General features: G+C 57.8%; 15 protein-coding genes. All 15 read left to right on the forward strand.

Features of this window, described 5'->3' with window-relative positions; translation table 11 throughout:
* The 15 genes from GHO41_RS19260 to GHO41_RS19330 all read left to right on the forward strand — a co-directional run bounded on the left by GHO41_RS19260 (position 1) and on the right by GHO41_RS19330 (position 12,121).
* Positions 1-495, forward strand: a complete 495-nt coding sequence (locus GHO41_RS19260) for a terminase small subunit (RefSeq protein ID WP_153434368.1) — start codon at positions 1-3, stop codon at positions 493-495.
* Positions 496-2,169 carry a terminase large subunit gene (locus GHO41_RS19265; protein WP_153434369.1) on the forward strand — a complete coding sequence of 558 codons (1,674 nt, stop codon included), beginning with the start codon at positions 496-498 and terminating at the stop codon, positions 2,167-2,169.
* Positions 2,169-3,440, forward strand: a complete 1,272-nt coding sequence (locus tag GHO41_RS19270) for a phage portal protein (protein ID WP_153434370.1) — start codon at positions 2,169-2,171, stop codon at positions 3,438-3,440. The genes GHO41_RS19265 and GHO41_RS19270 overlap by 1 nt, the downstream gene beginning before the upstream one ends.
* A 17-nt stretch (positions 3,441-3,457) precedes the next feature.
* The gene (locus tag GHO41_RS19275; protein ID WP_153434371.1) at positions 3,458-4,120 is read left to right on the forward strand and encodes an HK97 family phage prohead protease; all 663 of its coding nucleotides are present in this window, start codon (positions 3,458-3,460) and stop codon (positions 4,118-4,120) included.
* A gap of 3 nt (positions 4,121-4,123) precedes the next feature.
* Positions 4,124-5,293: a phage major capsid protein gene (locus GHO41_RS19280; protein ID WP_153434372.1), complete on the forward strand. Its 1,170-nt coding sequence runs from the start codon at positions 4,124-4,126 to the stop codon at positions 5,291-5,293.
* Between the two features lie 37 nt (positions 5,294-5,330).
* A complete protein-coding gene (locus tag GHO41_RS19285; protein ID WP_153434373.1) occupies positions 5,331-5,561 on the forward strand; it encodes a hypothetical protein in 231 nt (76 codons plus the stop codon).
* Complete coding sequence (locus tag GHO41_RS19290; protein ID WP_153434374.1) at positions 5,558-5,890, forward strand: head-tail connector protein; 333 nt, start codon at positions 5,558-5,560, stop codon at positions 5,888-5,890. The genes GHO41_RS19285 and GHO41_RS19290 overlap by 4 nt, the downstream gene beginning before the upstream one ends.
* Positions 5,887-6,222, forward strand: a complete 336-nt coding sequence (locus GHO41_RS19295) for a phage head closure protein (protein ID WP_153434375.1) — start codon at positions 5,887-5,889, stop codon at positions 6,220-6,222. Before GHO41_RS19290 ends, GHO41_RS19295 begins: the two co-directional genes overlap by 4 nt.
* Complete coding sequence (locus GHO41_RS19300; RefSeq protein WP_153434376.1) at positions 6,215-6,688, forward strand: HK97-gp10 family putative phage morphogenesis protein; 474 nt, start codon at positions 6,215-6,217, stop codon at positions 6,686-6,688. Before GHO41_RS19295 ends, GHO41_RS19300 begins: the two co-directional genes overlap by 8 nt.
* On the forward strand, positions 6,688-7,053 hold the full coding sequence (locus tag GHO41_RS19305; protein ID WP_153434377.1) for a DUF3168 domain-containing protein: 366 nt from the start codon (positions 6,688-6,690) through the stop codon (positions 7,051-7,053). The genes GHO41_RS19300 and GHO41_RS19305 overlap by 1 nt, the downstream gene beginning before the upstream one ends.
* A 56-nt stretch (positions 7,054-7,109) precedes the next feature.
* Positions 7,110-7,601, forward strand: coding sequence for a phage tail tube protein (locus GHO41_RS19310; protein ID WP_153434378.1), 492 nt, complete (start codon positions 7,110-7,112; stop codon positions 7,599-7,601).
* A gap of 9 nt (positions 7,602-7,610) precedes the next feature.
* Positions 7,611-7,961: a phage tail assembly chaperone family protein, TAC gene (locus tag GHO41_RS19315; protein WP_153434379.1), complete on the forward strand. Its 351-nt coding sequence runs from the start codon at positions 7,611-7,613 to the stop codon at positions 7,959-7,961.
* Between the two features lie 29 nt (positions 7,962-7,990).
* Entirely contained in the window at positions 7,991-8,248 is a 258-nt protein-coding gene (locus GHO41_RS19320; RefSeq protein WP_019829244.1) for a hypothetical protein, read from the forward strand.
* A gap of 68 nt (positions 8,249-8,316) precedes the next feature.
* Complete coding sequence (locus tag GHO41_RS19325) at positions 8,317-8,769, forward strand: hypothetical protein (protein WP_153434380.1); 453 nt, start codon at positions 8,317-8,319, stop codon at positions 8,767-8,769.
* 58 nt (positions 8,770-8,827) lie between these two features.
* Positions 8,828-12,121 carry a phage tail tape measure protein gene (locus GHO41_RS19330; RefSeq protein ID WP_153434381.1) on the forward strand — a complete coding sequence of 1,098 codons (3,294 nt, stop codon included), beginning with the start codon at positions 8,828-8,830 and terminating at the stop codon, positions 12,119-12,121.
* The last annotated feature ends 94 nt before the right edge of the window (positions 12,122-12,215 follow it).

The following is a 12,215-nucleotide window of genomic DNA, read 5'->3' on the forward strand; positions in this document are numbered from 1 at the left end:
ATGGCTTTAACACCCAAGAAGCGGGCATTCGTCGACGCTTTGCGGGGCGGTGCCTCAAACAAGGACGCAGCCATTGCCGCAGGCTACGCGGCGTCCAGCGCATCGGCTGCCGGATCGCGGCTGGCAAAAGACCCTTACGTCATGGCTGCAATGGCCGGGACAACCTTTAACAAAAAAGTTAACAAAATTGTTAAAGCTCCAGCAGCGCAACAACCGGTTGTCGAGGCGTCGCAAACAGCCGAGCCCGACGACAGCCCGGGCTTCGATTTGAGCAAGGTCTTGTCCTACTCCGACCCGAAGGCCTTCCTGTTGGCAGCCATGAATGATCACGAAACGGAAAAAAAGCTGCGGGTTGATGCTGCCAAAGCACTGATGCCCTTTATGCACCCGCGCAAAGGCGAGACCGGCAAGAAGACTGAGCGCGAAAAGGCGGCGAAGGTTGCCGGGGCAGGGCGCTTCGGCTCAAGCCCACCACCATTGAAGGCGGTCAAGTAAATGCAATGGACGACCGCCTGCCCGGACTGGGAGCAGAAACTGCGCCTGGGGCAGTCGATTATCCCGCGCCCTCTGTTTCCACAAGAGGCCGAAGCGGGTCTGGCCGTATTGCGCGAACTGAAGATCGTGGACGCCCCGGGTAGCCCGACCATTGGCGAGTCCTGCGCCGAGTGGGTGTTCGACTTCGCCGGGGCGATCTTCGGCGCCTACGATTACACCACCGGGCGCCGGATGATTTCGGAATACATGCTGTGTATTCCGAAGAAGAACTCCAAGTCGACCATTGCCGCCGGGATCATGCTCACTGCACTGATCCGCAATTGGCGCATGTCGGCCGAGTTCATCATCCTGGCCCCGACCAAGGAAATTGCCGACAACTCGTTCAAGCCTGCGGCCGATATGGTCAAGCACGACGAAGAGTTGCGCGACCTGATGCACGTCCAGCCGCACTTGCGCACCATCACCCACCGCGAAACCGGCGCCACACTCAAGGTGGTGGCCGCCGATGGCGACACGGTGGGCGGCAAAAAGGCCGTGGGCGTGCTGATCGACGAAGCCTGGCTGTTCGGCAAGAACGTCAAGGCTCCGGACATCATCCGCGAAGCTACGGGCGGTCTGGCGTCACGGCCTGAAGGCTTTGTGATCTGGCTGACCACGCAGTCCAACGAGCCGCCTGCCGGTGTGTTCCGCGAAAAGCTCAAGTACTCCCGCGCTGTGCGCGACGGGCGTATCGATGACAACCAGTTCCTGCCGGTGATTTACGAGTTTCCGCAGGCGATGATCAAAAGCGGCGAAGCCCGTCTGGTCGAAAACTTCCACCTGGTTAACCCGAACATGGGGTTCTCGGTGGACGAAGCCTTCCTGCTGCGCAGCTTCAAGATGGCGCAGGAAGCAGGCGAAGAAGAGCTGCGCGGCTTTCTGGCCAAGCACGCCAATATCGAAGTCGGTTTGGCGCTGCTGTCCGAACGCTGGGCCGGTGCAGACTTTTGGGAAGTGCAGGGCAAGCGTCCGGGCTTGAGCTTCGATGACCTGCTGCGCCAGTGTGAAGTGATCGATATCGGCATCGACGGCGGCGGGCTGGATGACTTGCTGGGCTTTGCGGCTGTCGGCAGGCATAGAGCCACCCGCGAGTGGTTGTTGTGGACTCACGCCTGGGCCCACCCATCCGTACTGACCCGTCGCCAGTCCGTGGCGGCCAACTTCCATGACTTTGCCAAAGACGGAAACCTGACGTTGGTAGACCAGATCGGTCAGGACGTGGAGCAGGTAGCGAATCTGGTCGCCCGAGTTGAGCAAGCTGGATTACTGGACAAGGCGGGGCTGGATCCGGCTGGTATCGGCGCGATTCTCGATGCCCTGGTCGAAGCCGGTGTGCCCGAGGAAAAGGTCATTGGGATTTCCCAGGGCTGGAAGCTGGGCGGTGCGATCAAAACCGCCGAACGCAAACTGGCCGAAGGCACCTTGATTCACGGCGGTCAGCCGATGATGGCCTGGTGCTGCGGCAACGCCAAAGTCGAGCCACGCGGCAACTCGATCCTGATCACCAAGCAGGCGTCGGGCTCGGCCAAGATCGACCCGCTGATGGCCACGTTTAACGCGGTGACGTTGCTGTCACTGAACCCCATGCCTTCGGCAAACATCGATGACTTCCTTAATCGACCAATGAGTATGTAATGGCAGACACCGACTACAGCATTGATCTGCGCACCCGCAGTCCTTTCTGGGCGCGTATGGCGAGCTTCTTCGTTGGTGGGCGCCTGGTCTCTCCCGAGAAGGGCTCTCAGACCGGGCCTGTCTCCGCGACTGGTGTGGTAGGCGACTCAGTCGTCAACGATGAACGCTCGCTGCAAATCTCCACCGTGTTCGCCTGCGTGCGTCTTATCTCCAGCGTAACGGCCTGCCTGCCCTTGGACGTGTTTGAAACCAAGGGCGAGGACCGATCCAAGGTTGGCTTTGATAACCCGCTGGCACGCCTGCTGCGTTACAGCCCCAACCAGTTTATGACCGCCTTCGATTTCCGCGCCGCCATGACCATGCAGCTTTGCTATTACGGCAACGCCTACGCGCTGATCGAGCGCAACAGCGTGGGCGACATCATCAGTCTGGTGCCGCTGATGTCGGTCAATATGGACGTGCGACTAGAGGGAAAGCGGGTTGTGTACCGCTACCGCCGTGACAGTGAATACGCCGACTTCAAACAGTCGGAGATTTTCCACCTCAAGGGCTTTGGCTTTAACGGGCTGGTGGGACTTTCCCCGATTGCCTTCGGCGCCAAAACAGTCGGTGTCGCGGTGGCGATGGAGGATCAGCAGCGCGACTTCTATGCCAATGGCGCGAAGTCGCCGCAGATCCTGATGACCGGCGACGGTAAGACGCTCAACAAGGCCCAGCGCGATCAGCTTGAGGAGAACTTCAAGGAGATCTCCGGCGGGCCGGTCAAAAAGCGTCTTTGGGTGCTGGAGGCGGGGTTCACCACCCAGGCCATCGGCGTCAGCCCGCAGGACGCCGAAACCATGGCAGCGCGCAAGTTTCAGGTCAGCGAACTGGCCCGGTTCTTCGGCGTGCCGCCGCACCTGGTGGGAGATGTCGAAAAATCCACCAGCTGGGGCTCCGGCATCGAGCAGCAGAATCTCGGTTTCCTGCAGCACACCCTGGACCCGTACCTCGAAATCTGGGAAACCAGCATTTTGCGCTGGCTGATCAAACCCGCGGACTTGGGCCGCATCCACGCCGAGCACAACCGCGACGGATTGTTGAGCGGTGACTCGACGGCACGAGCCAATTACATGAAGACCAAAATCGACACGGGCCTGCTCACGGTGAACGAGGGCCGGCGCGTTGATAACCGTCCGCCACTCCCCGGCGGCGACGTCGCAACCCGGCAGTCTCAGAACGTGCCGCTTACCCAACTTGGCAAAACGAACCCCGCACCCAGCGGGGTTTAGTTTTTCTGGAGACTGAAATGCCGAGCATTTGCAAAACACTGGCCTTCGATCAGGCCGCAATCAAGTTTTCCAGCGGCGGCGCCCAAGGCATTTTCGAAGGCTATGCCAGCGTCTTCAGCGTGGTCGATAGCGACGGCGACATCATTGAGTCGGGCGCCTTTGCTACCGCGCTGAAAACCCAATCCCGGGCGGTGGCGATGTTCTTCAACCACCGGCGCAATGAAATCCCGGTGGGCAAGTGGCTGGATCTGTCGGAGGACAGCACGGGCCTGCATGTCCGGGGTGAACTGACCCCCGGCAACCCGCAGTCGGACGCGCTCAAGGCGGCAATGATCCACGGCACCGTGGGCGGCATGTCTGTGGGGTTCTCGGCGGCCAAAGGTGACTGCGCGCCCATTGCGACCGGCCATTCGTTCAAAAACGTCTCTCGCTTGAGCGAAATCAGCATTTGCACCTTCCCCGCGAATGAGCACGCCACGGTATCGGCGCTCAAGAGCATGGACACCATTGAAACCATCCGTGACGCGGAGAACTGGCTGAGAGATTCCGCCGGGCTCTCCAAGTCCGAAGCGTTGGCGTTTATCGCCCGCATCAAGTCCGCAGTTCGGAGCGACTCCGAAGGTGGCGAAATCAACGCGATCCTTGATCGCATCAAGTCCTTCCCATCTGTAGGAAACTAATTCATGTCCGAATTGGCTGATATCCAAAAGGCAATCGAAACCGCACAAACGAACATGACCCAATTGTTTGATGCGCAGAAAAAAGAGATCGCCGCCACCGGCGAGATCAGCAAAAAATTGCAAACCGACCTGCAGACCGTCCAGGCCGACCTGACCAAATCCAGCACCCGGCTGTTTGATCTGGAGCAGAAACTGGCGGCTGGCAGCCTGGACAATCCAGAGACCAAAAAGTCCTTTGCCGAGCGCACCGCTGAAGATCTCAAGAAGTCCTGGAACGGCTCGACCTCCGGGAAAGTTGACGTGAAGACGTTTAACAAGGCTTTGGGCAGTGGCGCGGGCTCTGCCGGCACGCTGATTCAGGCGCAGCAAAACCCTGGCATCCTGATGCCGGGCCTGCGCCGCCTAACCATCCGTGACCTGTTGGCCCAGGGCCGCACCACGTCCAATGCAATCGAGTACGTTCGTGAAAACGTCTTCGTCAACAGCGCCGCATCGGTGGCCGAAGGCACTCTGAAGCCAGAGTCTCAACTGACCTTCACCAAAGAAACCGCCAACGTCAAAACCATCGCTCACTGGATTCAGGCATCGCGCCAGGTGATGGATGACGCGCCGATGCTGGAATCCTACGTTAACAACCGGCTGTTGTTCGGTTTGGCGCTGGTGGAAGAGGGCCAGTTGCTCAACGGTGACGGTACGGGCGACAACCTGATCGGCCTGAACAAGGTGGCCACGGCCTACGATGCAGGCTTGGATAAGGAAGGCGATACCCGCGCCGACCAGATCGCCCATGCGATCTTCCAGACCAGCGAATCCGAATTTGAGGCCTCGGGCTTGATCCTCAACCCTCGCGACTGGCATGCGATTGCGCTGCTGAAAGACGCGGATGGTCGTTACCTCTTCGGTGGCCCTGCCGCGTTTGCGGCGAAGGTCATGTGGGGCCTGCCCGTGGTAGCCACAAAGACCCAGGCGCTGGGCACTTTCACCGTGGGCGGTTTTGATCTCGCCTCGCAGGTCTGGGACTGCATGGACGCTACGGTCGAGGTCAGCAACCAAGACCGCGACAACTTCGTCAAAAACATGCTGACCATCCTGTGTGAAGAGCGTTTGGCCCTGTCTCACTACCGCCCAACCGCGATCATCAAAGGCACTTTCAACCCAGCTGCAGGCGGCTGATTATCGAGGCGGGGCAGGCAACTGTCCCGGTACCGCAATGACCAAAATTCGCGCACTGCGTCAGTTCTCGCACTATCACGCTGGCAGCTTCGACCAGTTCGAAGTGCGGGTGGTAAAAGACGAATATGCAGAAGCATTGATCGGAATGGGCTTGGCAGAAGACGTCGATGCCGATCCAATCCTGAAGCCAGAGCCAGAGCCAGAGCCAGAGCCAGAGCCAGAGCCCACAACTCCGGTCGACCTTGAGAAGAAAGGCTCGAAAAAATGACCATCACCGTTGCGGATCTGCTGTCGATTGAGCTGATGCGCAAGCACCTGCGGGTCGATCACCAGGAGGACGACGACCTGATCGAGCTGTATGCCGAGTCTGCTTTGGCCTGGGCCTTGTGGTTCTGCGACAACCCTGAATTTCTTCAAGCCAGCGACATACCCGCATCATTCAAATCAGCGTTGCTATTGCTGCTTGGCAACTCCTACGCCGTCCGCGAAGCGGTTGTTGTGGGCACCACGGCGGACAAGGTGCCGCTCGGGGTGGAGTCGTTGCTGTGGTCGTCCCGCAACTTCACAGGCCCGGCCAGAAAGGAGCCTGAGCCATGAGAGCGGGGGATCTGCGACACCCGATCGTCATCCAGCACCAAACCACACAGCAAGACCCGGTCACAGGCGAGGTAGTAACGGCCTGGGTTGAGTTTGCGCGTGTATGGGCGGCAGTCGACCCACTCAGCGCCCGCGACCTGATTGCCGCGCAAGCAAGCCAGTCCCAGGCCAGCGGGCGGATCACGATCCGCTATCGCCCGGGTGTGCTGCCAACCATGCGCGTACTGCATCGCGGGCAAATCTTCATAATCATCGGTCAGCCACTCCCGGACAGAAACTCGGGCCTGGAGTACCTGACCCTTGTTGTCGCTACGGGGGTGAATGATGGCTGACGGTATGCACTTCAATATTCAGGGGCTTAACGGCGTAGTCGACAAAATACGCACCCTTGGCCCACGGCTGCAAAAGAAAGGGCTGCGCAAAGCGGCCAGGGCGGCGATGAACATCGTGCGTGACGCCGCGAAAGCCAACGCCAAGGCCATCGACGACCCGGCCACCAAAGAGAAGGTGTTCCGCAACCTGGTCACCCAGGAGTCGAGCAAGCAGTCCAAGCGCGAAGGCGGAGTGGTGATGCGGGTCGGCGTGCGCGGCGGCTCGGGTTCCAACCAGCACAGCAAGGATGCTTCCGGCAACCCGGGCGGTGACACCCGGCACTGGCGTTATATCGAGCTCGGTACCGAACATAACCCTGCGGTGCCGTTTATGCGTCCGGCGTTTTCCAGCAACTTGCAGGCGGTCACCGATCGCTTTGTCGCGGTGCTGAACACTGAAATCAACGTTTTGCTGGGGGCACGCTGATGTATGCGCCGATATTCGCCGTGTGCGCCGCTGACCCTGCGGTAACGGCCTTGCTGGGCGTTTTGCCCGTGCGGATCTACCCCTTTGGCGAGGCGCCCGAAGGTGTCGCCAAGCCCTATGTGGTGTGGCAGACGGTAGGCGGCAACCCTGAAAATTATCTTGCTCACCGCCCGGACATCGACGGTTTCAGCTTGCAAATCGATGTTTACGGGCTCTCCGTGACACAGGCACGTGACGTTGCCAAAGCCATCAGAAACGCTATTGAACTCAAGGCCAATATTGCGCGCTGGGGCGGCGACTCACACGACCCGGCCACCAAGACCTACCGCTACAGCTTCGATGTGGATTGGCTGGTACCGCGCTAAACCAACACCGCCCCCAGCCCGCCTTGAGCGGGCTTTTTCGTTTAAAGGAGACACCCATGTCCGTTCTCACACAGGGCACGCAGGCCTACATCCTTGTGCAGGCCTTGCCCGGTACCGGCCCGTTGACCGTCATGGAGGTGGAGTGCATCACCACCTTCGACCCGGCGGGCTCACCGGCAGACCAGATTGAAGACACCTGCCTCAGCCAGAAAGAGCGCCGCTACAAAAAAGGTCTGCGCACCCCGGGCCAGGCATCCATTGGCCTCAACGCCGACCCCACCAATGCAAGCCACGTCCGCATGCATCAGCTGTCGGAAGCGGATGGTGAAGACAATATCAAGTGGGCCATTGGCTGGGCCGATGGGGAAGCACCTCCGACCTTGAATGAGGCAGGTGACGATTTTGAATTCCCGAAGACGCGCACCTGGTGTGCCTTTGAGGGTTATGTGGCCGACTTCCCGTTTTCTTTCGCGGCAAACGCAGTGGTTGCCTCGACCGTTTCCATTCAGCGTTCCGGCGGTCTCGCCTGGATTCGCAAAACCATCTAAGGGCTTTCCATGAATCTCAAGCAAATCAAAGCCAAAGGCGGAATCGTCGACGGCGCACTGGTTAAAAAAGAAGTCACCTGGGTCCACGCCGACCCGGCCACCGGCAAGGACGTGACTGATAAATTCAACGTACATATCCGCCGCCAGTCGTTCGGTGTCATCGAACGCCTATTTGCCCCGGACGAAGCTGAGCAAAGCCGCAACGCCAAATACATCGCGGCCAGCGTGTTCCTGGGTGAAGAGGGTGCTGAAGCGCTTAGCTACGAAGATGCCTTCAGCTTGGAGTCGTCCCTGGGCTTTGCCATCCTCACCGCGGTCAATGAAGCCAATGGCACCGGGAAGGATCAAGCAAAAAACTAAGCGCCTCCGATGAGTTCTGGCACGAACTGGTGCTGAACCGCATCGGAGGCAGCACCATTGCCGAAGCCAAGGAGCGGCTGACCCACCGCGAAGTGCTGGACTGGATCGCTTATCGAGAAAAGTACGGCACTCTCGATCAAAACCGGCGCCTGGAGCGTCACTTCGCGCTGTTGACCCACCTGACCAGCAAGGTGGCCGGCGGAAAAATGGACCTCAGCGATTTCATGGTTTACAGCCAGGCTCAGGCAACGATCAGCCTGGAAGAGGCTATGGCGACATGGCAGTAAGTGGCTTGCGGTTGGGCGCTTCCGGGCGATAGTGTTAGATTGCCGCCCATTTCAGGGAGGAATCACCCGTGCAGTTAGCCATTTTATTGGTCCTTATCGTCATTGCCCTCATTCTTGCTCCGGGGTTACTTTGGCTGGTTGCGATTGCAGTAGCCGCATACGGGGCATTCTTTGTTGCAGCCATAATTGTTGCAGTTGTGGCTGTTCCATTGATTTTCATATTTTTATGGCTTATCTCTCGTTCTAAAACTGCTAGTGAGCGCCTCGCAGACAAAAATATAGAGTTCAACAAGCGTTATCTCGAAGAAGCCAGCCAGACGAAAGAGCGGGAGAAGCAACTCGAAGTCGCATTATGTGCTGATGAGTTGGAGCCCCAATTTGAGGCTGCAGCTGATTCGGGAATCTCGAAAAGCACTCCGTCGCCTGACGAAATTATGTGCTCAAGATGTTCTACGGCTTTCGCCAAAGCTCATCTGGTATGCCCGCATTGTGGGAAATCGCCTTTGCCCTCTCAGCGATAGTCAGTACACGAAACCAAAACCCGCCTCGGCGGGTTTTTTCACATCTGGAGATTGATAAATGGCCTCGCGCTCACTCGGCACGCTGACGCTCGATCTCATTGCGCGCATTGGCGGCTTTGAGCAGGGTATGGATCGAGCTGCTCGAACGGCAACAAACCGCATGGGGCAAATTGAGAGGTCTACCCAAAGCGCGAGTAGCCAGATAGTCAGCTCACTTAAATCAATTGGAGTTGCTGCTGTAGGGTATCTGGGCACACGTGAGCTAATCGCTTATGCCGAAACTTGGACCTCAGTACAAAATAGGTTGAAGCAAGTAACCAGCAGTCAGTTAGAGCTGGCCGCAGCGACACAAGAAGTATTCGCGGTGGCTCAGCGCTCTCAATCTGCTCTTGAGCCCACGGCTGAGCTCTATCAAAGAATTGCGTCAACCACAGAGTCGTTGGGAGTTAATCAATCCGAGGTCGTAAGGGTCACAGAGTCCATTAGCAAGGCAATGTCTGCCAGTGGCGTCTCAGCTGAGGCTGCAGCAGGTGCTTTGGTTCAGTTAGGTCAGGCTTTTGCGTCTGGCGTTTTGCGTGGACAAGAACTGAACTCCGTTCTTGAGCAGGCCCCAGGGCTTGCCCGTTCGATTGCTGATGGTTTAGGCGTTGCTGTTGGTGATCTGCGTAAATTGGGTGAGGCGGGTGCAATCACTTCGGAAAAATTGTTCCGATCGATTTTGAGTCAGGGTCGCTCCATTGATGATCAATTTGCCCGGTCACAAACTTCGATAAAAGGCGCTTTCACCGTACTTGAAAACAGTTTGACCAAGTACGTTGGAACCATGGATCAGGTTACGGGTGCATCAACAACTGCAACATCAGCCTTACTTGCTCTTTCGAAATCGCTCGACTCTGCAAAGTTTGAAAATTTCTCAAAAGTTCTGGAGGTCGGCCTCTATGTGGTTTTAGGTAGAGTCGCAGGAGGGCTACTTAGCAGTGCATATGCGATGCGGGTCAATGTTAAAGCCGCCGCAGAATTGACACTTGCGAATTCGATTGCTGCGGCGGGTGAAGTGCGTAGGCTTGAGGCTGTAAAGGCAGGAGTTGTTGCAGATTTGGCGCGGGCGCGAAGCTCTGTTGCCAGCGCTGAAGCATCGGTACTGGCATCGCGTCAGGTGCAGACGGCTGATTTGGCCCGCCTGCAAACTGTCCGCCAGGCATTAGTGGCCGAGCTCGAACTTGAGCAGCAACGCCTGCGTGCGCAAATTTCAGATATTGGCCGGCAACAATCTGTCGCCCGGATGGCCGAGCTGCGATTGGCAGAAACGGCAATCATTCGGCAGCTTACCGCCGCCGAGGCGCAGTTGACGGCAACCACCATTGCCGGTTCTGCGGCCGTCACTGCATCCCTGGCACAACGCACCGTTGCGACTGAAGCGCTTGCCGTGGTCAATGGTCAACTGGCCGTAGCACAAGTGGCCGCAACATCAACAATGGCCGCATGGGCCGCCAGTAGCACTGCTCTTGGCGCAGCTTTTGCGATGGCTGCAAAAGCAGGCCGCGCCTTGCTTTCTCTGGCCGCTGGCTGGCCCGGATTGATTATCACTGTGGGCCTTATCGCCTATTCGTTTTTGGACTTTGGCGACAAAGCTGAAGAAGGTACAAGCAAGGCTGCAAACGCATTTGATGATGCGTCTACGCGCATTCGTCGTGCTGTTAAAGGGATGTTGCCTGATGATCTGGGTAAGCGTTCGTTTGAACAGCTGAGCGGCGCCCTTGATGGCCTTCAATCTGAACTCAAAAATGCTGAAGAGGTGTACGACCGCTTGCAGTCGGGCGCTGACTCGGGCGGTGACGTGCCTTTTGCGTTGCCGCTGGACCAGGCAGGCGAGCGGGTAGAGGCGCTCAAAGGCGCCATCCAGAAAACTCAGGCAGAGCTGAATGGTGTGCGATTTGCCAGCGACAAAGCGGGCCAGAGCTATCTGGACAGTCTGAAAAAACAGGCAGTCGTCGCCGGAAAGCTGACTGAGGTTGAAAAACTTCGGGCGCAGCTTTCCGCAGGCATTCTCAAGCTGGATCCAGAGTCTGAAAAAGAAGCGCTCAAGCACGCTGCTGCGATCGACAAGGTTAATGCCAGTCTCAAAATGCAGAAAGCTGACACCAAGTCGGTTTCCGAGGTGCAGAAGAAATTCGCGTCTACGGAAGAGGATTATCAGCGTCAAATCGAGCTTATCAATACCACCACTGATGCGCGTAAAAATGCCACGGAAGTAGCCAAGCTGCAGTTTGAGATTGAAAGCGGCAAGTTGGTAGGCATCAATGCCCTGCAGCAAAAGCGCCTTGAAGGTCTGGCTGTCGAACTGGACAGCCTGAAACAGCTGAAACAGGCCAACGAAGACGCCGCCAAGCTGGCTGCATTCGGAGCAACCCTGAAAGACACCAATCAAACGATCAGGCAGGGTTACAGAATTGAACTATCCGGCGCAGGCTCCGGCGATAAGCTGAAAGAGCGTCTACAGGCTGATCTGGAAATCCAACAGGAGCATGACAAGCAGGTCTCTGACCTGTTCAAACAGCGCAATGCTGGTGATATCAGTCAGGAGCTGTACGAGCAGGAAACCGAGCTGCTCAGCGAGGCACTCGCCGAACGCATGGTGATCCAGCAGGACTATTACAACCAGCTCGATGCCGCCCAGAGCAACTGGATGGACGGTGTGGGCGATGCTTGGAATAACTATCTGGATCAGAGCAGGGACATTTCCGGCCAGACCAAGGATATGTTCACCGATGCCTTCTCCGGCATGAATGACGCGCTGTACAACTTCGTGACCACCGGCAAGCTGTCTTTCTCGGACATGGCCGCGACGTTCGCCAGTTCCGCGCTGAAGATGCTGATTCAATGGGGTACGGCTCAGGTTGCCATGGCTGCTTTGAACGCTTTCACCTCAACGGCAGCCATTCCTATCGTTGGCCCATTTGCGGCGCCGGCGGCTGCGGCTTCTGCCCTGGGTGCAGCGGGCAGTTTCATGGGGATGATCGGCTCTGTGGCCGGTATGGCGCACGACGGCATCGATGCGGTACCGGAAACCGGCACCTGGTTGCTGCAAAAGGGTGAGCGGGTTACTACTGCTCAGACCAGTGCCAAGTTGGATCGTACGCTGGAGCAGGTCGCGCAAGGCGGAAGGGCAGGCGGGAAAGGCCTGACAGTAAATCTCATCGAGGACAGGTCTCGTGCAGGGCAAAGCGAGCGAGGCACCAATTCTGATGGCTCTGAATACCTGAACCTATGGGCAGCGCAGATTCGATCCGGAGGAAACGAGGCGTCAGATTCACTCGAGGCCGCCTACGGTCTGAAACGCCAAGCTGGATAGGAGGTATCGCATGAGCGCAATCGAACAGTGCTACGCCTCTGGCGGAGACATGATCATCAAGACCGTCGAAGTCCGGGCAGAAGGAGAGAGCGCC

Origin of the sequence: Pseudomonas sp. FSL R10-0399 (genome assembly GCF_009600165.1) — a bacterium.
Taxonomy (GTDB): Bacteria; Pseudomonadota; Gammaproteobacteria; order Pseudomonadales; family Pseudomonadaceae; genus Aquipseudomonas; species Aquipseudomonas helleri.